At 35.9% G+C, this 19,912-nt stretch carries 20 protein-coding genes and 1 riboswitch; of the genes, 1 reads left to right on the top strand and 19 read right to left on the bottom strand.

Translation table 11 applies throughout. The annotated features are described in order from the left end of the window. Window positions 1–539: 539 nt before the first annotated feature. The 16 genes from BCR26_RS10080 to BCR26_RS10005 all read right to left on the bottom strand — a co-directional run bounded on the left by BCR26_RS10080 (window position 540) and on the right by BCR26_RS10005 (window position 14,324). Window positions 540–995: a cupin domain-containing protein gene (locus BCR26_RS10080; protein WP_069698863.1), complete on the bottom strand. Its 456-nt coding sequence runs from the start codon at window positions 993–995 to the stop codon at window positions 540–542. Window positions 996–1,005: 10 nt separating this feature from the next. After that, window positions 1,006–2,097 (bottom strand): ethanolamine utilization protein EutH, encoded by a 1,092-nt coding sequence (eutH, locus tag BCR26_RS10075; RefSeq protein ID WP_069698862.1) that lies wholly within the window; start codon window positions 2,095–2,097, stop codon window positions 1,006–1,008. A 20-nt stretch (window positions 2,098–2,117) separates the two neighbouring features. Then, a complete protein-coding gene (locus BCR26_RS10070; RefSeq protein WP_069698861.1) occupies window positions 2,118–2,381 on the bottom strand; it encodes a EutN/CcmL family microcompartment protein in 264 nt (87 codons plus the stop codon). 9 nt (window positions 2,382–2,390) lie between these two features. Next, complete coding sequence (locus BCR26_RS10065) at window positions 2,391–3,014, bottom strand: hypothetical protein (RefSeq protein WP_069698860.1); 624 nt, start codon at window positions 3,012–3,014, stop codon at window positions 2,391–2,393. A gap of 9 nt (window positions 3,015–3,023) precedes the next feature. After that, window positions 3,024–3,653 (bottom strand): ethanolamine utilization phosphate acetyltransferase EutD, encoded by a 630-nt coding sequence (eutD, locus tag BCR26_RS10060; protein ID WP_069698859.1) that lies wholly within the window; start codon window positions 3,651–3,653, stop codon window positions 3,024–3,026. A gap of 166 nt (window positions 3,654–3,819) precedes the next feature. Next, window positions 3,820–4,098: a BMC domain-containing protein gene (locus BCR26_RS10055; protein WP_209591822.1), complete on the bottom strand. Its 279-nt coding sequence runs from the start codon at window positions 4,096–4,098 to the stop codon at window positions 3,820–3,822. A 128-nt stretch (window positions 4,099–4,226) separates the two neighbouring features. Continuing rightward, window positions 4,227–5,687, bottom strand: coding sequence for an acetaldehyde dehydrogenase (acetylating) (locus tag BCR26_RS10050; protein WP_069698857.1), 1,461 nt, complete (start codon window positions 5,685–5,687; stop codon window positions 4,227–4,229). Between the two features lie 14 nt (window positions 5,688–5,701). After that, entirely contained in the window at window positions 5,702–6,160 is a 459-nt protein-coding gene (locus BCR26_RS19120; RefSeq protein WP_069698856.1) for a BMC domain-containing protein, read from the bottom strand. A gap of 18 nt (window positions 6,161–6,178) precedes the next feature. Continuing rightward, window positions 6,179–6,832, bottom strand: coding sequence for an ethanolamine utilization microcompartment protein EutL (gene eutL, locus BCR26_RS10040; protein WP_069698855.1), 654 nt, complete (start codon window positions 6,830–6,832; stop codon window positions 6,179–6,181). A gap of 15 nt (window positions 6,833–6,847) precedes the next feature. Further along, window positions 6,848–7,762 carry an ethanolamine ammonia-lyase subunit EutC gene (gene eutC / locus BCR26_RS10035; RefSeq protein ID WP_069698866.1) on the bottom strand — a complete coding sequence of 305 codons (915 nt, stop codon included), beginning with the start codon at window positions 7,760–7,762 and terminating at the stop codon, window positions 6,848–6,850. A gap of 19 nt (window positions 7,763–7,781) precedes the next feature. Then, a complete protein-coding gene (locus BCR26_RS10030; protein ID WP_069698854.1) occupies window positions 7,782–9,149 on the bottom strand; it encodes an ethanolamine ammonia-lyase subunit EutB in 1,368 nt (455 codons plus the stop codon). Between the two features lie 48 nt (window positions 9,150–9,197). Continuing rightward, entirely contained in the window at window positions 9,198–10,625 is a 1,428-nt protein-coding gene (gene eutA / locus BCR26_RS10025) for an ethanolamine ammonia-lyase reactivating factor EutA (protein WP_069698853.1), read from the bottom strand. Between the two features lie 137 nt (window positions 10,626–10,762). Beyond that, the gene (locus tag BCR26_RS10020; RefSeq protein ID WP_084387104.1) at window positions 10,763–12,184 is read right to left on the bottom strand and encodes a sensor histidine kinase; all 1,422 of its coding nucleotides are present in this window, start codon (window positions 12,182–12,184) and stop codon (window positions 10,763–10,765) included. Beyond that, window positions 12,177–12,752: an ANTAR domain-containing response regulator gene (locus tag BCR26_RS10015; RefSeq protein WP_069698852.1), complete on the bottom strand. Its 576-nt coding sequence runs from the start codon at window positions 12,750–12,752 to the stop codon at window positions 12,177–12,179. Before BCR26_RS10015 ends, BCR26_RS10020 begins: the two co-directional genes overlap by 8 nt. A gap of 20 nt (window positions 12,753–12,772) precedes the next feature. Continuing rightward, the gene (gene eutS, locus BCR26_RS10010; protein WP_069698851.1) at window positions 12,773–13,117 is read right to left on the bottom strand and encodes an ethanolamine utilization microcompartment protein EutS; all 345 of its coding nucleotides are present in this window, start codon (window positions 13,115–13,117) and stop codon (window positions 12,773–12,775) included. A gap of 73 nt (window positions 13,118–13,190) precedes the next feature. Further along, window positions 13,191–14,324: a 1-propanol dehydrogenase PduQ gene (locus BCR26_RS10005; protein ID WP_069698850.1), complete on the bottom strand. Its 1,134-nt coding sequence runs from the start codon at window positions 14,322–14,324 to the stop codon at window positions 13,191–13,193. 265 nt (window positions 14,325–14,589) lie between these two features. After that, window positions 14,590–14,733, bottom strand: a riboswitch (adenosylcobalamin (AdoCbl) riboswitch). 180 nt (window positions 14,734–14,913) lie between these two features. On the opposite strand from BCR26_RS10005, the gene BCR26_RS10000 reads away from it, so the two are divergent. Further along, on the top strand, window positions 14,914–15,846 hold the full coding sequence (locus BCR26_RS10000; RefSeq protein WP_069698849.1) for a helix-turn-helix transcriptional regulator: 933 nt from the start codon (window positions 14,914–14,916) through the stop codon (window positions 15,844–15,846). A 199-nt stretch (window positions 15,847–16,045) separates the two neighbouring features. Here the strand turns inward: BCR26_RS10000 and dnaJ are convergent, their stop codons facing one another. The 3 genes from dnaJ to grpE form a co-directional block, all read right to left on the bottom strand. After that, window positions 16,046–17,209 carry a molecular chaperone DnaJ gene (gene dnaJ, locus BCR26_RS09995; protein WP_069698848.1) on the bottom strand — a complete coding sequence of 388 codons (1,164 nt, stop codon included), beginning with the start codon at window positions 17,207–17,209 and terminating at the stop codon, window positions 16,046–16,048. A 253-nt stretch (window positions 17,210–17,462) separates the two neighbouring features. Next, window positions 17,463–19,292, bottom strand: a complete 1,830-nt coding sequence (dnaK, locus tag BCR26_RS09990; protein ID WP_069698847.1) for a molecular chaperone DnaK — start codon at window positions 19,290–19,292, stop codon at window positions 17,463–17,465. Between the two features lie 72 nt (window positions 19,293–19,364). Then, the gene (gene grpE / locus BCR26_RS09985; protein WP_245676960.1) at window positions 19,365–19,904 is read right to left on the bottom strand and encodes a nucleotide exchange factor GrpE; all 540 of its coding nucleotides are present in this window, start codon (window positions 19,902–19,904) and stop codon (window positions 19,365–19,367) included. Window positions 19,905–19,912 lie beyond the last annotated feature (8 nt).

Raw genomic sequence — 19,912 nt, 5'->3', positions numbered from 1 at the left:
AACCTTTTTCATCTTAGCATTTTAGGAGGCTTTTTTTCTTACCTCGCTGGAAGCTCTCCGGAACCACCGGCTTAGCCAGTGGTTTTCAAAGATATAAAAAAAACAGCATGCTTTTTCACAAAAGTTTGCTGTTGGAAAAGACGAATGATAACAAATGTCATTATGTCAGATTAGCAAACAACTTTTAAAAAATCTAGAATAGAAAACGCTTAGCCAATACCTACTATCGACTTCTATGAAGAATCATGACAGCGAAGCAAGTATGCACTAATGATAGTGGCTGAAACATTTTATATTTTATTTTTTTGCTATATCTTCATTGACATAATAATAAGTAAACTCTATGTAACTTCCTTGTTACACATTTATCCATATTATATAAATTTATTCTTGTAAAGTCAATAACGGATAGATTTTCTCGAAATACTAGTAGAGTATTTGTTTTCTTATAGTTTTTACCTCAAAGAGAACATTTTCTATGTACAAAAATAGTTCAAAAAATCAGTCTACCTAACTTTCTGAACCATTTTCACTATTGATTATTGTTGCTGCCAATCGGCTGGATATGTTACATAAACAAATCTAGCTTTTCCTTTTACAGAGAATTGGATTTTACTACTTTTAGGAATCAACAAGATTTCTCCTGGTCCAGCTGAAATCACTCGACCGTCAATAATGACATCTAATTGTCCTTCGATAATATAATCTACTTCATCATACTCCAAAAGCCAATCAAAAGTAGTATCTTCCATGACCATTAACCCACAGCCTAAACGTGGACTTTCATCAAGAGTTACTAAATCTTTACAATAAACTTTATGAGCTGGATTTCCTGTATCAAGACGATCTTCTTCTGAAACATCTAATTGAGGTAGTTTTACAGATAAGACACCACTAGGATCTACTTTTTTTGTACAATCAGCAGAGGAAAGTAATTGTTCTGTCAGCACTTCACGAACAAGCGCTCGAATTGCTTCTTTACTTAAATTTTCCATTCATTCTCACCTATTTCGCTTCTTTTTTCAACATGCGGTTTGCCATAAACATCGCTACCAAAACAGCAGTAACTCCACCAATTAATTTTCCTACCATCATTGGGAAGATCATTTCTTTGGCAACGCCAGCAGTAAAGCCTAAATGATCACCTAAAACAAAGGCTGCTGAAACAGCAAAGGCTACATTGATGATTTTACCTCTTGGATCCATATCTTTCATCATTTGGAACATTGGAATACTATTTGCTAAAGTCGCAACCATACCTGCTGCTGCCACTTCATTCATGCCTAATAATTTACCAAGTTTCATTAGTGGTTTGTTAAATAATTTGGTAATTACAAACACTAGACAGAAAGCTCCAGCTAAGGTTAAGGCAATTCCACCAACAACTTCGATACCTTCAGTTACAGGAGTAATTCCTTCAATCACTGTTACCCCTACTAATAATTGTAAAGCGCCTAAAACTAATCCTGCAATAGCCACAATAACAACAAATTTACCGAAAATAGTAAATCCTTTAATCATTGCATCAGGTTTTAGCCACAAACCGACCATAATTAAAACTGCAACTAATAAAATTGGTACTAAGTTTTTCAAAATCATAACAACTGGGAATCCTGCCACTAAACCGCCGAAGAAACAACCAATTGGAATTGTAATTACTCCTGATAGAACACCTGTTGCTAAATATTTTTGGTCTTCTTTTTTTATAATTCCTAGCGCTACAGGAATTGTAAATACAATTGTTGGTCCCATCATTGCGCCTAATATAGCTCCAGCAAAAAGTCCAGCTTGAGGATCTTGCGCTAACTGCATTGCTAATGGAAAACCACCCATGTCATTTGCTAACAAAGTTGTCGCAAACATTGATGGGTCAGCTCCTAGTGCTGTATATAATGGCACAACAACTGGTTTTAACACATTAGCTAAAACTGGCGCTAACGTGATAATCCCGACCATCGACAGAGCTAGTGACCCCATCGCCATGATTCCTTCTTCAAACTGTTCGCCTAACCCAAATTTGTTATCCAAACATTTATCGATGGCACCCAATACCATAAAAAAAGCGATAATGTACATAATCACTTCATTGATACTCATTCACTTCACATCCCACTTCATTATTCGTTCATTTCTACAGAATCAATAATACCGACAATGACTGCATCAACTGGAATGTCAGGGTTATCCAACGACATTCTAGCTGAACTACCAGTTGAAATCAAGACAAGATCATCTAGACCAGCACCGGCATTATCAGCGGCTACAATGGAATTTTGAGGTCCGTTGTATTCATCTAATTCAACGACTAAGAATTTCAAGCCGTTCAATTTTTCATCTTTTCTCGTTGCCCATAAACTACCTTTTACTCGTCCGATGAACATCTTAATCCCTCATTTCTCATTTGCTTGAATAATCTTTATTTCTTTCTCACGAACGTACTCTTTCGCATAGTCAGTTAAAACAGTTTCTTTTGAAATCTCAATCGTTGCTTGAGCATCTAGCTTATTTTCAAGAATATCTTTGACAGTTAAGTATTTTTTATGAGTAAAAGTTTTATTCTCAAGCGAATTGTGGCTTGCAAAAGCGGGTTGTTTCAACTCAGAAAGTGAAATAAATTTTCCACCATAACGGTAAAATTCATATTCAAGTTCCTGAATTTTTTGCTTTAATGCATATTTTCCTGAAGTCAGTAATGATAAGTACGTACGACCCTCTTTTATAACTAGTAATTCTTTTCCTGCTTTTATGGATTCAATGATTTCTTTCTCAAAGTCGTTAACAGGCTGAAATTGCATACAATTAACTAGATTTTCAAAAGAAAGTTCTGTAATGATTACTGCACTTGAAGAAGATGCCTGTTGCATTTTTTGAAAACCAATGAAGAAATCAGAAGAAATCAGTTCTTGGTTATTTCCTAAAACCTTAATCTTATGATTCGGTTCCATTATTGCTAGTCTTTCCATTACTTTATCTGTAATTTTCTCTACTAATCTATCAAAATCAACAGTTTTCATCATTAGTCCCTACTTTACAATATAACCGCGAGTTCCTTTTTTAAATGAACAAGCATTTGCTTCATCATAATCAATGTGCATTGCTGTCACAAATTTATCACTTACTCTAATGACTACATCATCAAAAATCAATGAGCGTTGTTCACTGTTTATACGAACTTTCACGATGTCACCTTGAGCGACATTCATTTTTATAGCATCTGCCGCAGAGACATGAACATGTCTTTTAGCAACGATAAGTCCTTTTTCAAGGGTAACTGTTTTACTTCCATTCATCAAGACGATTCCTGGTGTTCCTTCGATATCGCCACTTTCACGTACAGGTGCTTTTACACCTAATGGTAATGCATCTGTTGCAGAAATTTCCACTTGTGAAGCTGAACGAGCAGGTCCCAAAATAACAACGTTATGTAGAGCGCCTTTTGGTCCTAAAATGGTTACACGTTCTTTTGCTGCATATTGTCCAGGTTGAGATAAATACTTATCAATCGTTAACTGATAGCCTTTTCCAAACAATGCATCAATATGCTCTTGAGATAAATGGACATGGCGTCCACTGGCTTCTACTAGAAAGCCGCGCTCTTCATTTATTTTAGCAACGACCTGATCTACTAGATTATCTATCAATTGTTCGTTCATTTCTTTGTTCACCTCTACCCAAAATTTTTCTAAAATAGCCTATTGAAAGAGTGAAGGAAAAAGTTTTCAAGTAACATTTTAAGTGAAATCAAAGGAGACCGTCTTCTTACTATTTCAGCTATTACTATCGAATCTTTTTCCTTCAACCTTGTTCATTATTTAATGCTTATTTTGTTGGAGGTAAAATTGCGTCAACTTCTGTATGAGGACGTGGAATAACGTGAACTGATAATAGATCGCCAACGCGTTCTGCTGCTGCTGCACCTGCATCAACGGCTGCTTTAACAGCGCCTACGTCACCACGTACCATTACTGTAACTAATCCGCCACCTACTTGTTCTTTACCAATTAATGTTACGTTTGCTGCTTTAACCATAGCATCTGCTGCTTCAATTGCTCCTACTAATCCTTTTGTTTCGATCATTCCTAATGCATTTGCGTTCATAATGTAATTCCTCCTAGAGTTTTTTTAATTTTTTTGTGATCATGGAAGCCCATGTCTGTAAAGTCTTTTTCCTCAATAAACAATTTATTAAGGAGTCAAATTTATATACAAAATATTTATAAAAAATATTATTGTAACTTAGCTAAAATACGTTCGACTAATGTATCTACCAATTGATCTTCATTGATTGAAGTTGTTGTAATTGGTGTAGTACCCGTTTCTCTTAAATCTTCTAATTCGCGAACACCGTAAGCAATTCTACGAACATTAAATAAGTTTTCTGGACTAATATTGTCTGAAGTCGAGCTACCGCCTACAGCACCACAGCCTAAAGTTAACGCTGGAGCCATATTTGTTGTAGCACCAATACCACCTAAAGCACCAGGTGTGTTTACTAATACACGAGAAACTGGTTTTTTAAGACCAAACTCACGGATTACTTTATCATCCTGAGAATGAATCATCATAGTGTGTCCTGCACCTTCTTGATACAAAATGTCAGTTGCTAGTTCACAAGCTTCTTCCCAATTATTAACTGTATAGAAAGCCAAAATTGGTGCTAATTTTTCTCTTGAATAAGGAACTTTGTGTCCTACTCTTGTTTCTTCAGCAATCAACACTCGGGCATCTGCTGGTACAGTTAATCCTGTTAGCTGTGCAATTGCTTGAACAGATTTACCTACAATTTGCGGGTTCATGCTGCCATTTGGGCGCATAATATATTTTTCTAATTGAGCTGATTCTTCTGAAGATAAGAAATAAGCTCCTTGTTTTTTCAGTTCATCAATAACTTGAATTTTGTTACATGTTTCAACAATAATTGATTGCTCTGATGCACAAATTGTTCCATTGTCAAATGTTTTAGAATCTAAAATACGTTTAACTGCTAACGGAATATTCGCTGTTTTTTCAATAAATGCTGGGCCATTTCCAGGTCCAACCCCAATTGCAGGTGTTCCTGATGAATAAGCCGCTTTTACCATTGCTGAACCACCCGTAGCTAAAATTAGTGAAGTATCATCATGCTTCATTAATTCAGCTGTTCCTTGCATTGTTGGTTTAACCATACAACTGATCGCACCAGCAGGACAGCCAGCTTTTTCAGCAGCTTCAGAAATAATGTTAATTGTTTCCAAAATTGCTTTTAATGCATTTGGATGTGGAGAGAAGACAATCGCATTTCCTGCTTTAATAGAAATCAATGCTTTGTAAATAACCGTTGATGTTGGATTTGTGGATGGAATCAAACCAGCAACAACTCCTACTGGTACAGCTACATCAATCACTTTTTTATCGTTGTCTTCATTAATAATTCCAACCGTCTTCATGTCTTTGATGTAATCCCACACAAATTTTGAAGCAAAACTATTTTTTACTATCTTGTCTTGCCAAATCCCAAAACCAGTTTCTTCACTTGCCATCTTAGCTAGTTTTTCACGATTGTTATAAGCGGCAGACGCGATTGCTTCACAAATTCGATCAATTTGCTCTTGAGACATTTTAGCCAATGTTTTTTGAGCTTCTTTTGCAGCTTTAAGTAAGTCTCTCACTTCTTGGATAGATGCTAAATCTTTATCTAATGTGACCATTTGTCAGCCCCCTACTACTTCTTATTGTTCTTTTTCGTTGTTTTCTTTGCTTCTTTTGGTTTATTTTCTTTTTTCTTAGCAGGAGTTTTTTCGATTACTTCTTCTACTATTTCAGCTTTTAATTCTTCTACTTGAGCAGTAATCTGTTCCTTCGCTTGTTCTACTGATTCAGAGACTACACTTTCTGTCATTGGCTTTTCTTTGACATCCAATAAAATGGCTTGTGTAGCAATATCCATTCTCGGAATCACATGACTTGCTCTAAAGCAGCCTAAGCTTTCAGCAACAACTTTCCCAGCATCAACTGCAGCAGTCACTGCAGCTACATCACCGATCAATTGAACGGTTGTAATACCACCTTGAACTTTTTCAGATCGTAAAAGCGTCACATTTGCCGCTTTTAATGCTGCATCAGCTGAGCTAATAGCGCCTAGATAACCTGTAACTTCAATCATTCCTAAAGCTTCTAACATAGCGCTTTTTCACATCCCTTAATAATTTGTCGGATTTTCAGCAACCATAATAACCGCATCTGCAAATGCATCACAAGCTGCTTTACAAGCTGATTGACTTCCAGTTAGAAGTCCGCCACCAAAGTTTGTTTCTGATGGAGGGCCATAAAATGCAGCAACCTCAACATCAGCAGCTTTTAGTGCTGCATCCATGCCATACATTGCTTCTAAAGGAGGAGCAATTAGATAAGCGATTGCTGATCCTTCTTCGATGTTCGCTTCTTTTGATAAATGAGTTCCTGTACGTGACACACAGTGAGCAAAATAGGGAATTGAATTATCGTCATTGGCACTATAAAAACTTGCACCACTTTCAATTTCCTGCACCGCTACTGCTAATCCACTTTTTACTTCGGCTGGACTAGGTCCTGCCAAAATTCCGATTACTTCACCAGCAAGTTTTGTTGAAGCATTTGCAGCTCCACCATAAAAACTTTTAGCATAAACAACTTCAACTGCGGCTGCTTTTGTTGCTTCATCCAAAGCAACGTATGTTACATCATCACAGTCAGAAGTTATTAGACCTAAGCTGCGGTGTTCTGGTCCTAAACCTAAAGCTTTGGCCATAGAAGGGGCAACATTTGAAATAACTTTAACACTTAATACACTTGCTCCTAAACGTTCATTCTTCATTCGTGAAAAACCTCCTTATTCTGCTTCTTTTAAATCAATACCAGATTTTTTGTGTTCTAGCATTTTGTGAATCAATTCAGCGATATACGCGCCAGCTTCAACAGCTGGTGTACCACCTTTGTGAATATTTGAAATAACTGTTCTTCTTGCTTCTGGCATTCCGACAGTTGGTTTATAAGCAATATAGGCACTCATCGATTCTGCGGTAACTAGCCCTGGTCTTTCACCAATTAGGTAGCAGATAACTTCACTACCTGTTAATTCACCAATTTGATCCATTGCAGGAACACGAGCGTGCTTGATAAAAATAACTGATTTTTCGTCAAAATCTAAACCAAACATTTTAAGTCCTTGTTTAATTGAAGGTAAAATTTCTTTAATGTTGGCACCAATTGCTGCTGAACTTAATCCATCTCCAACAACAATTTGAACTTTTTGATTTAGCTTAACATTGTTTTTAATTTTTTCAGTGTTCGCTTCATCAAATTGACGTCCTAAATCTGGACGAGTGACATATTCATCTTTATCACGACATTTAGTTGCGACATCAACGAAATTCATCTCTTTAATTAACTCTTCAGGAACATAAGAGAAAACTGCATCTTGAGCTGCTGCATGGTCTGCTCTAAAACGCAACATAGATTGTGTTTTGTAACGTGGACCACTACGCCATAAACCTAAGCGCGCAGGTGTTTTTTCTTTCATTTTCAAGTAGCCTTCACGATCTGCTGGGTTTGGTACTAAAAATTGTTTACGAATATTCACTTCAGTTATATCATCAATCATACCGTCTTCTACTTGTGTTTGATTCGTATTTGGCTGAGTCTGGATAGACTCACTTGTTGAAGGTACTGTTGAAGAACTACTTTTTGTTTCAGTCATTTCTTCTAAAATTGAGACAATCATGGATTTGATATCATTTTTATCCACCATTTACGTTTTCACTCCCTTATTTTTTTAAGAATACAGAAGCATCACCAGCTAAATCGGTTAATTGTCCGTTTGCCATGAAGCCCATTTTTTCCATCCATTCTTCAAATTCTTTGATTGGACGTTTGTTTAACATTGAACGAATTGTTGCTGTTTCGTGATAACCGGTCGTTTGGTAGTTCAACATAACGTCATCTCCATGAGGAATCCCCATCACAAAGTTTACACCTGCTGTTCCTAGCAAGGTTAATAGGTTTTCAGCATCATTTTGGTCTGCTTTCATATGATTTGTATAACAAACATCACAGCCCATTGAAATTCCAGATAATTTACCCATAAAGTGATCTTCTAAACCTGCACGAATGACTTGTTTTGAATCATATAGATATTCAGGTCCAATAAAACCAACTACTGTATTTACCATGAATGGATCAAAACGTTTAGCAAACCCGTAACATCTTGCTTCCATCGTTACTTGGTCAACGCCATAATGAGCATCTGAAGATAATTCAGACCCTTGACCCGTTTCGAAATACATTACATTTGGTCCAGCTACTTGACCTTGTTGTAACGCTAGATGTTTCGCTTCCGCAATGTCATTAGCGTTAAAACCAAAAGCTGTGTTTCCTTTTTCTGAACCAGCAATTGATTGGAAGACCAAGCCAGTTGGTGCACCTTGTCTCATCGCTTCCATTTGTGTCTTAACATGAGCTAATACACATGTTTGTGTAGGAATCTCCCACTCATTTCTAAATTCTTCAAATTTATGAAGAATACGTTTAACACTTTCAGTTGAATCATCTACTGGGTTAAGACCGATTACTGCATCGCCAATACCATAAGATAATCCTTCCATTAAACTAGCCATAATTCCATCAACATCATCCGTTGGGTGATTTGGTTGTAGACGTACTGAGAAGCGTCCTTCTTCACCAATCGTTGTATTAGCTGTTTTAATAATTTTTATTTTTTGAGCTGCGTAAATTAAATCTAAGTTAGACATTAATTTTGCTACTGCTGCTACCATTTCAGAAGTCAACCCTCTAGCAACTTGTTTAATATCATAATCTGTTGTTTTAAAATCTAAAATCCACTCTCTTAACTCTTCTACTGTCCAATGCTTAATGCGATTATACGCACGTTGATTGACATCATCAATAATAATTCTTGTTACTTCATCATCTTCATAAGGGACAGCCGGATTGTTGAATAAATCCTCCATCGTTAGTTGTGCTAACACTACTTTAGCTGCTACTCGTTGTTCTGAGGATACCGCTGCAACTCCAGCTAAACGATCTCCAGATTTTTCTTCATTGGCTCTAGCCATAACATCCATTACAGACTCAAATTGATAGACTTTACCAAATAATTTTGTTTTTAAAATCATGAAATAAAAGCCTCCTTTATAGATTTTTATAATTATAAACCTCGTGCTCTACTCAAACACTAATGTTTTAACTACCACAGGTAATACACTTCCATTAATAATCGGCATCCCGATATCCACATAATCGCCATTTTCTACTTGAATCCCATCTATACAAACGAAAGGATAATCTTTTGGTAGATTGGCATATAAAGACTGACCTAGCGATTTTCCATTATCTTCTTGTAAAATAATAATTAGTGGGTACTTTTTAGCAATTTGTTCCTCAAAACCTTGAACGATTGCTTTGGCCGTATCTGATATTTCTTGAAAACTAGGACTAACCGTTCCAGTTAAGCCTAAGGCTACTGCTTGGCTTTCATTATTGACTGTAAACCAATTCAGTTTTTCTTTAATACTTGTTGCTAAATCTAACTTAGTGCCTTGTTCATCAACTTTTGATAATTTCAAGACGGGTATATTTTTAACTGGAAGTACTTTTTTATCATAAGTAATCGTACTACCACTAACTTTTGTTGTATGAGAACCTGCACCAACCACTGTCGCTCTGATTGTTTCTGCTGATTGAATCACTTTTTTTTCTTCAAAAAGTCTAGATTTTGCTAACTCTCTTCCTAGCAAAAGTCCAATATCTCCATATTCAAATAAATCTAATTGATTTTCTTGAATACAATCGGCAACCCCACCAGAAAATGAAAGACATTCAATCGGTGATTGCAGTTTCAGCGCTTTATTTGTAACTAACAATTCGTAATAAGGATTCAAAGTACCAAGCCCCACACTATTTTCAAGAACTGCTACTAAGATTTTTATAATCGGCATCAAAATTTCTGCTGACGCTGTCGTACCTTCCTGAATTTGCCAATCTTCTTTTTCAATTATTTGTTTTAGCTTGGGAGATATATACGTAATTTTTTTGGAAAGTTTATCTACTCGAATAAGTCGTCCACCAATATCAAAACAAGCAGTGTCTAACAAATCATCATCTTTAAACAAAACCAGATTCGTTGTTCCTCCACCAATATCTAGATTGGCTACTGAAGTGTGGTATTCCTTAGAATATGATTGAGCCCCAGCACCTTTTCCAGCAATAATACTCTCTAAATCTGGTCCTGCTGTCGCTACTACAAAATCACCCGCATAACCACTCATTGCTTGTAAAACGGAACTGGAATTTTCTTTACGAGCTGTTTCACCAGTGATAATTACAGCACCAATTTGAATCTCGTCTTTTTTTATTCCTGACTTTAAATATTGAGTATCAAGAAATTGTTTGATAGCATCTACGTCAATAACGTTCCGATCTTTCAAAGGTGTAAAAATAATGTCACTTCGAAATAAAACTTCTTTACTTGTTATTTCAATTCTTGGAATAGTAAAAGCTGAGGCCATATTATTCATCGTTAATTTGGAAATAACCATTTGCGTTGTCGACGTTCCTAAATCAATTCCAACACTTAGCATTGATTCAATCATTTTTTCACATCCTTTTCTAAAATCTTTTTTTGTTACTGATTGGGGTGTGTCTGAAAAAGACGCTTAAAAAACTCTAAAATAGAGATTTTTAAGCGTCTTTGCTTATCCGAAATAGACGACCTTGTCTATTGATTATTTTATTTTTTAAAATAGAAAGAAGTTTCTGTACCTCTAGCATTGGAAGTTATTTTAAGCTTCCCTCTTAGTTTTTCTTTTACATAACTATTAACAATTTGTAAGCCCAAATTATTTTGTTCTGTTTTTTCTTTTTCGTAGCCAACACCGTTATCCTTAATCGTAATGTAGACATATTGATTTTCTTCTACGACTCGAACTTGAATGAATCCTGTATCGCGACCTATAAAAGCGTGGTCAAAACAATTTTGAATTAATTCATTGACAACTAAGGCAATCGTCACAACAACATCACTATTTAAAATTAGTTGGTCATCAATTTCTGATTCAATATTAATATGATATAAATTCTCATAGCATCTACGCATATTTTCAATAACAGAATCTAAGACTGCTTTTAACGAGATATTATCTTCCAGTTGTTTTGATAGTAATTCATGAGTTCTGGCAATAGCCATAATTCGATACACACTTTCAGTCAAGACTTTTTGGGCTTCTTCCGTAGAACATCTTCTTGCCTGTATCCTTAAAAGAGAAACAACACTTTGTAAATTATTTTTTACTCTGTGGTGAATTTCCTGGATTACAACTGATTTATTGCTGATTTCTGCCTCTTTTTTTCGCACTTCTGTAATGTCATGCAAAATAACAATTAAGATCCCTTCAGTTTCAACAAATATATATTTCATTTCAAAATGATAGTTGCCAAATATAATTTCTTTTTCCATCGTATTGTGCAATTCATTTCTGGATCTTAAATAATTTAATTGTTCAAAGGTGGATAAATCTAGTGACAAATTATCATAGTGCATCCCTAGTATGTCATCTAAATAACCAAAGCTATGATAATAAGACTCCACTGCTCGATTCATTTGAACTAAATAGCCCTTACTATTGAAAATTAACATTCCTTCGTCAATGTTATCTGTGACAAAGTCTTTAAATGTCATAGGAATTTGCGCATTTTGATAGTTTTGTTCACTATCTCTAGCCGACAGTGAATTTTTTATTTTTTCATTGACAGAATCTTCTACAATGACCACGCCAATATTTTTCTGTTGATTTCGAATCGGATAGACTCTCTGGCGTAACATCACGTCTTCTTGAGACCTTGCTAATAAGCCAACAGTATTCAATGATGTCTCAAACGTCCGATAAACTGCTGCTTCATTGTGTCGTTCCGCTTTTTCACCAACAATATCTTTTGAATAAAGAGACTTCTTGGTTAGTGGTCCTCTTTGGAATACAACAATCGCATCCCCTGTCAATTCGTTCATCACATCTATAAACACATCGTTATCAGGATAAAGATTTCTTACGATAATTTTTTCTGCTTGAAAAATCAATTCTTGAATGTCTTCTTGAGAAAGAGCTGTATACTCCTGACACAATGCACTAAGTCGAGTTTCCATCTCTTCAATCATCATCAGATACCACAAACATTTCAGCAATTTCAGAAATCGGACATCGCTTATTCATGCTAAGTTCACGTAACAATTGATACGCTTCTTCTTCTGATAATTTCTGTTCCACCATAATAATTCCTTTGGCTTTCTCAATCAATTTACGATCAGACAACTTCTTTGTTAATTTTTCTAGCGATAATTCGTATTCTCTTGTTTTAGCACCGTTCGCAATAGCAACTTCAACCATCGGTGTTAATGATTTTTCCATGATTGGTTTCACTAAATAGCCACTTACTCCATATTTCTTTGCTTTCTCGATGTTTTCTTTGTCACTATAAGCCGTTAAAAGAATAATTGATTTGGTATACTTTTCATCTAAAATCTTTTTACTTGCTTTTAAGCCATCAAGAAGTGGCATGCTAATATCCATGATTACTAAGTCGGGTAGATGTTTTTTACAGAGTTCGATTGCCTCTATTCCGTCAGAAGCTTCCCCTACAACTTCGTAGTTCTCTGCTTCTAGCATCCCCCGGATATCCATTCTTGTAATAGGTTCATCGTCCACAATGACAATTCTTCCGTTCATAATGGTTCATCCTTTTCTATTTATGTTTTTGTAATGCGTGTTTCATTAAAGCCTAAAATGTTTCCAAGTCCTGATAAAACTTCTGACAATGCTGATTCAACTGAAGATATATCTCCAGTAATCACAACTGAGCCACTAAATCGATCAATAAAACCAATTTTAATGTCGCCAGCCTTTGTTGCTATATCTACAGCAATAATTGCCGCTTCACTAGGAGTAATGGTCAAAATGCCAATCGCATTCGTTTCTACATCAAGCAATCCTAGTTTTTCATAAATCTCTGGATTAGGATTAGCAATAATATGCGCTAAAGTTATCTGTTTACCAGGGACATATTCCTGAATCATTCGTTGCTTTTCAGACAATTATTCCACCTCCTCTTTTTTCTAGATAATTAACATTATCATGCTTTTTTTATATGGACAACAATTAATTAACTTATTTTATAGTTTCTAAAATTTTCTCAATGTCTTTTTTGGTCGGTTGCTTTGGATTAGTCGCTGTACACCCATCTAATAGTGCACTCTCAGCAATTTCCTCTTTGAATTCATTGAATTTCCCTGAGGTAATACCAGCTTCTTTCAATGTGCTTGGCATCGCTAATTTTTTCTTTAATTGTGTGATTGCACGAGTTAGGTTTCTAACACCCGTTTTAGGAGTTGAACTATCATAGCCTAACAGTGTAGATAAATAAGCATACTTTGTTGCAGTTCGCTCATCAAAATCCGTATTGAAAGACCCGCATCCAGCATTAAACTGAATCACTTCGTTTAATAGAATAGTATTTAATCTGCCATGAGCTACATGCAATTTCGCACCAGCTGCATGCGCAATTCCATGATTAATTCCAAGTGAAGTCAAATTGAATGCCATACCTGCCATGCAAGAAGCATGATGCATTTTTTCTCTTGCTTCTTTGTCTTGTCCATTCTCATAACATTTCGCCAAATAATCAAAAACTAGAACAACTACTTTTTCGCATAAAGCATCCGAAAAATCATTTGCTTTAGTGGAAACATAGGATTCTAATGCGTGAGTTAACACATCCATCCCTGTATCAGCCGTAATACTTGGCGGAGCACTAATTACCAACTCTGAAGCTAAATATGCTTCATCTGGTTGTATATCTGCTGTTACTAAAGGATATTTTACACCCTTATCTTGATTTGTAATAACCGAAAAATTCGTTACTTCCGATCCTGTTCCACTAGTTGTTGGAATTACAATCAAAGGTATATCCTCAATTTTTCCTAGTTGCTTTCCGAAAAATTTCATTGCTTTCCCAGCGTCTATTGGAGAACCTCCTCCAACGGCAAAAAGTAAAGTCGGGTTAAACGCTGACATAATCTCTATACCATTTACAACATTTTCAATCGGTGGATCAGGAATAATATTACTGAAAATCTTCACTTCGTTTTTCTCTTTTAGATAAGCAGTAATTTCTTCAATTTTATTTGATTGAACCATAAAAGGATCAGTTACAATAAATATCCGCTGATTTTCATATACTTCTAAATTTTTTAGCACATCTGTTCCGATATGTAGCTTAGTTGGAAAATTAATTGTCTCCATTCGTTGCCCCTTCTTTAACATTTTTTTAATGTTGCTCCCTTAGTCATAAAAAAGCCGCAAAAAAGACGGACTCCATCTTCTTTACAGCTTCTTTGCTTGTAAAAAAACACTACCTTGTGTTTTAATTTTTATTTAATATTTATGTTTTTTACTATAAATGAACACAAAAAATAGGCTTAACCGTTGTACTTCGTCGTACAAGCGCCACATTAATTGGTTCACTCTATTTAATAACCGAAAAACGATTATCAATAGTCACTTTTTAATGTGTCCTACTGTTTTGCCTCGAAACAGTATTACGGGTACATAAGTTCTAAAGACCTGACTTATAGCAAAAAATGCTCTTTACAGTGGCGGGACCGTATTGGAATCTAACCAAATTTCCATTGAAACTTACGCATATTCAATTTATACATCCATATTATAGCACAGAAAGAAAAAGAAACAAGAACTTTTTTCGAAATTCAAAAGATAAATTTCGATTTTTTTGACTTAAAATACTTGTAGTTTGGTTATAATATGAAAGAGAGAGATTTTCACTTATTTATCCATCATTTATACATAAATGGATTTGAAAGAAGGGAACCCCATGAAAACAGAAAGATTACTCACTATTATTATGATTTTGCTAGAACAAAAGCAAATCAGCGCCTCTAGATTGGCGGAAATGTTAGAAGTTTCTGTCCGAACGATTTATCGAGATATAGATTCTCTTGCCCAATCAGGGATTCCGGTTACTACCCAAACTGGCAGTAAGGGCGGAATTAGCATTATGGAAAACTACAAGATAGATAAGCGTTTTTTTACGAATTCTGATATTACTTCTTTACTAATCGCACTAGAAAGCTTAGCTAATAATATTTCTCCAATCAACTTACAACACACATTTGAAAAAATAAAAACCTTAATACCAGAACATGTTTCAGAAGAAATTGAATTCAAGGCAAACCAAATCGCTGTTGACCTAACGCCATGGACCAGTAATCGGAAAACACAGCCAGTCTTAGAAAATATCAAACAAGGAATGGACCAAAATAAACTATTCTCTTTCAATTACGAAGACAATAAAGGTCAAAAAACTAAACGCATTGTTGAACCCTATCGTTTAGTATTAAAAGAAATAAGTTGGTATCTACAGGCCTATTGTCAAAGTAAGCAGGACTTTAGAACATTTAAACTCTCTAGAATCGACCAAGCCCAACTACTCTCTCAAACATTTGAGCCTAGAGCTTTTAACACTAAACCACTAGGTGGTGAGCCATGGACAAAAAAAGAATTAATCACTATCCAACTAAAAATACACCGCACGTTAAAAGATCAATTGATTGATAAATTTGGAAATATAACTGTCCTTTGCCAAGAAGATGAACAATATTTAACTGTTGAATTAAGATTTATGGCCGACGACTATGGATATAATTTCTTACTTGGGTTAGGAGAAAGGTGCGAATGTCTCGCTCCTGAGTACGTGCGAATCGAATTAAAAAAACGAATTAGAAAGTTGCTTTCTCTGTATGATTAAAACAAAAAAAAGATAAAACAAAACTAAAAATCAGTTTTGTTTTATCCTCTAAATCCGAATAATTGGTGGTCAAAAATCTGAATCTTCGGAAATTCTCCGAAAATCACTCGGTATATAAAGCGTATCGTACGCTTTCCGGTCCAATTTCTCGCCCAAAAACGGCTTCTGTCTCAACCACTTTAACTTACTTTATTTCATCTTATCTTTTCTTCTTACCACCGAAAGCGTCTTTCATTTTATCAAAAAAACCTTCTTCTTGCTGCTCACTTACTTCTTGTCCACCAGCTTTAGCAAAAGCTCTTAAAGCTTCAAGTTGTTCTTGATTCAAGTTTTTCGGTGTAATAATCTTCACTTGTACATGTTGATCGCCATTACTTCCGCCACGTAAACGCGGAGCACCTTTTCCTCTTAGACGGAAGTTCGTTCCAGTTTGCGTTCCAGCAGGAATTTTCAACTTCACATCTCCATGAACAGTTGGCACTTTAATTTCATCTCCTAAAGCCGCCTGAACAAAGCTCAAAGGCAACTCATAATAGATTTCAGCACCATCACGATCGAAAATATTACTATCTTCAACACTAAAGACTACATAAAGATCACCATAAGGCCCACCATTGGTTCCGGCCTCACCTTTATTTGCTAAGCGCATCTGTTGTCCATCTTCGACACCAGCGGGCACATTGACTTTGACTCTATGGGCTTTTTTCTCATGGCCTGTGCCATGACAAGTTGGACAAGGTTCTTTAATTTCTTTCCCTGTTCCATGACAAACATCACACGTTTGTCGGCTCATTACACGACCAAGCGGCGTTTGTCTCTCAACGTTAATCGTTCCAGCACCATGACATTTACGACAAGTCTCTGGATGCGTGCCCGGTTTCGCGCCATTTCCGCCACAGGTACTACAATTATCTTCACGATTATATTTGATTTCTTTTTCAACACCAAAAATCGCTTCTTCGAACTTAAGATTAATTGTATATTGTAAATCTGCACCTTGCCTAGGAGCGTTAGGATCAACTGAACGTCCGCCGCCACCAAAGAAAGAATCGAAAATATCTTCAAATCCGCCAAATCCGCCTGCGCTGCTAAATCCACCGCCTCCGAATCCACCAAATCCACCACCGCCACCATAATTAGGATCGGTACCTGCATGACCGTATTGATCATATGCCGCTTTTTTCTGTGAATCACTCAATATTTCATAGGCTTCGGATACTTCTTTAAATTTCGCTTCTGCATCGGATTCTTTGTTAATATCTGGGTGATATTTTTTAGAAAGCTTACGGTATGCTTTTTTTATTTCATCATCTGAAGCGCCTTTGGATAATCCTAGCACTTCGTAATAGTCTCGTTTAGCCATTGGTTCCCTCCAACTTTTATTCCTACTGCTGTTCGACTAATAAAAAATTTTAAAGAAGAACTAGCATTTACTAGTAATTGTTTCAAATAAATAACTCTAATCATGCGAAAACACCGTTGTAATCATACCATAATTTAGCAAAAACCTAAATAGATTCTTACAAAATGTCATACAATAGTTACCTATTTCCAACATGCCATCAAAATCAATAGAGACCAAAGTTGTGACTTTGGTCTCTATCAGCTTTTAACGATTATTTATCATCGCCATCTACTTCTTCAAAGTCGGCATCTACAACATCATCTGCTCCACCTTGTGCAGCTTCAGGATTTTCTTCTGCTTGTTGTTGCGCTGCTTGTTCATAAAGTTTTACAGTCAAGTTTTGAACGATTTCATTCAAAGCATCACGTTTTTCTTTCATTTGTTCAATGTCATTTGCTTCAACAGCAGCTTTTAACTCATCACGAGCATCTTCTGCTTTTTTCACTTCATCAGCATCAACTTTACCTTCAAGCTCTTTCAATGTTTTATCAACAGTGAATAGTAATGCGTCAACATCGTTACGTAAATCCACTTCTTCTTTACGTTGTTTGTCTGCTTCAGCATTCGCTTCAGCATCTTTAACCATACGTTCGATTTCGTCATCTGATAAACCAGAAGAAGATTTGATTGTAATTGTTTGCTCTTTCTGTGTTCCTAAATCTTTCGCGCGAACATTTACAATACCATTTTTATCGATATCAAAAGTCACTTCAATTTGAGGAACACCACGTGGTGCTGCTGGAATATCTGTTAATTGGAATCTTCCTAATGTTTTATTATCAGCAGCCATTGGACGTTCACCTTGCAACACATGAATATCTACCGCTGGTTGGTTATCTGCAGCCGTTGAAAAGACTTGTGATTTACTTGTTGGAATTGTTGTATTACGATCGATCAATTTAGTAAATACGCTACCCATTGTTTCAATCCCTAATGATAAAGGAGTTACGTCTAGTAAGACTACGTCTTTCACATCACCAGTGATAACGCCACCTTGGATTGCAGCACCCATTGCTACTACTTCGTCTGGGTTAACTGATTTGTTTGGTTCTTTATTTGTTTCTTTACGAACTGCTTCCACAACCGCTGGAATACGAGTTGATCCACCAACTAAGATGACTTCATCAATTTCAGAAGCATTTAAGCCAGCATCTTTTAGCGCTTGACGAACTGGAATTTTTGTACGTTCAACTAAATCACTTGTTAATTCATCAAATTTTGCACGAGTCAAATTCATTTCCAAATGCAATGGACCTGCGTCTCCCGCAGTAATAAATGGTAAGCTAATTTGAGTACTTGTTACACCTGATAAATCTTTCTTCGCTTTTTCAGCCGCATCTTTCAAACGTTGTAAAGCCATTTTGTCTTTACCTAAGTCAACGCCATTTTCTTTTTTGAATTCAGCAACCATATGATCGATAATTTTGTTATCAAAGTCATCTCCACCAAGACTGTTATCTCCTGAAGTTGACAATACGTCGAATACGCCATCACCTAATTCAAGGATAGATACGTCAAATGTACCACCACCAAGGTCAAATACTAAGATTTTTTCATCTTTATCTGTTTTATCTAAACCATAAGCTAATGCCGCTGCTGTTGGTTCGTTAACAATACGTTCTACTTCTAAACCAGCAATTTTACCAGCGTCTTTAGTTGCTTGGCGTTGTGCATCATTAAAGTAAGCAGGAACAGTAATAACTGCTTTTTCAACTTTTTCACCTAAATATTCTTCAGCAAAACCTTTTAGATATTGTAAAATCATCGCTGAAATTTCTTGTGGTGTATATGATTTACCTTCCATTTCAACTTTATATCCTGCTTCACCAATATGACGTTTGATAGATGAAATCGTATGAGGGTTGGTTACTGCTTGACGTTTTGCAACTTCCCCTACTTGAATTTCGCCATTTTTAAATGAAACAACGGATGGTGTTGTGCGGTTTCCTTCTGGATTCGCAATGATTTTTGCTTCTCCACCTTCTAAAACTGCTACTGCAGAGTTTGTAGTACCTAAGTCAATACCGATAATTTTAGTCATAATCAATAATCTCCTATTCTTCTTTTAATTTCTATTTAATTTATATACATACGAACTTATTTAGCTCGTTAACTATTGTGCCACGATAACCATACTTGCTCGTAGAACACGATCTTGCAATTTGTAGCCTTTTTGTAGAACTTCAACAATTGTCTCAGCTGGCACATCTTCCCCGGCTGGTATTGTTTGAACCGCTTGATGTAAATTAGGATCAAAGATTTCTCCCATTGCTGGAATTTCTTCAATTCCTTCTTCTTTTAAAGCAATATGCAAACTTTCAAGGACCATTGAAATTCCTTTTTTAAGACTCGCACCTTGTTCATCATCAACTTCGATAGCCATTGCCCGTTCTAAATTATCAATCGCAGGCAATAATTTTTTACCCAAGTCTTGAGAACGGTAACGAACTAACAGTTCACGTTCATTCTTGAAGCGATTGCTCATATTTGCAATCTCAGCTCGAGCTCTTAAAAATTTATCTTCCATTTCATCTAATTCAGCTTTAAGATTATCCTCTCCAGCATCCTCAACTTCTGTTTCCGAAACCTCAGGATCTTCCTTTACTTCGACGTCTTTTTGTTCGTCTAGCTCTTCTTGTTCTTCTTTTTTCACACTAACAA

This window comes from Enterococcus rivorum, from assembly GCF_001742285.1.
Lineage (GTDB): Bacteria > Bacillota > Bacilli > Lactobacillales > Enterococcaceae > Enterococcus_L > Enterococcus_L rivorum.
Note: the sequence above shows the minus strand (reverse complement) of the source record. Positions and strands in the feature narration are given on the sequence as shown.

Coding starts and splice junctions, on each gene's coding strand:
- BCR26_RS10080 (WP_069698863.1), bottom strand. CDS start 995: ATGGAAAATTTAAGTAAAGAAGCAATTCGAGCGCTTGTTCGTGAAGTG.
- eutH (WP_069698862.1), bottom strand. CDS start 2,097: ATGAGTATCAATGAAGTGATTATGTACATTATCGCTTTTTTTATGGTA.
- BCR26_RS10070 (WP_069698861.1), bottom strand. CDS start 2,381: ATGTTCATCGGACGAGTAAAAGGTAGTTTATGGGCAACGAGAAAAGAT.
- BCR26_RS10065 (WP_069698860.1), bottom strand. CDS start 3,014: ATGAAAACTGTTGATTTTGATAGATTAGTAGAGAAAATTACAGATAAA.
- eutD (WP_069698859.1), bottom strand. CDS start 3,653: ATGAACGAACAATTGATAGATAATCTAGTAGATCAGGTCGTTGCTAAA.
- BCR26_RS10055 (WP_209591822.1), bottom strand. CDS start 4,098: ATGAACGCAAATGCATTAGGAATGATCGAAACAAAAGGATTAGTAGGA.
- BCR26_RS10050 (WP_069698857.1), bottom strand. CDS start 5,687: ATGGTCACATTAGATAAAGATTTAGCATCTATCCAAGAAGTGAGAGAC.
- BCR26_RS19120 (WP_069698856.1), bottom strand. CDS start 6,160: ATGTTAGAAGCTTTAGGAATGATTGAAGTTACAGGTTATCTAGGCGCT.
- eutL (WP_069698855.1), bottom strand. CDS start 6,832: ATGAAGAATGAACGTTTAGGAGCAAGTGTATTAAGTGTTAAAGTTATT.
- BCR26_RS10030 (WP_069698854.1), bottom strand. CDS start 9,149: ATGATTTTAAAAACAAAATTATTTGGTAAAGTCTATCAATTTGAGTCT.
- eutA (WP_069698853.1), bottom strand. CDS start 10,625: ATGATTGAATCAATGCTAAGTGTTGGAATTGATTTAGGAACGTCGACA.
- BCR26_RS10020 (WP_084387104.1), bottom strand. CDS start 12,184: ATGATTGAAGAGATGGAAACTCGACTTAGTGCATTGTGTCAGGAGTAT.
- BCR26_RS10015 (WP_069698852.1), bottom strand. CDS start 12,752: ATGAACGGAAGAATTGTCATTGTGGACGATGAACCTATTACAAGAATG.
- BCR26_RS10005 (WP_069698850.1), bottom strand. CDS start 14,324: ATGGAGACAATTAATTTTCCAACTAAGCTACATATCGGAACAGATGTG.
- BCR26_RS10000 (WP_069698849.1), top strand. CDS start 14,914: ATGAAAACAGAAAGATTACTCACTATTATTATGATTTTGCTAGAACAA.
- dnaJ (WP_069698848.1), bottom strand. CDS start 17,209: ATGGCTAAACGAGACTATTACGAAGTGCTAGGATTATCCAAAGGCGCT.
- dnaK (WP_069698847.1), bottom strand. CDS start 19,292: ATGACTAAAATTATCGGTATTGACTTAGGTACTACAAACTCTGCAGTA.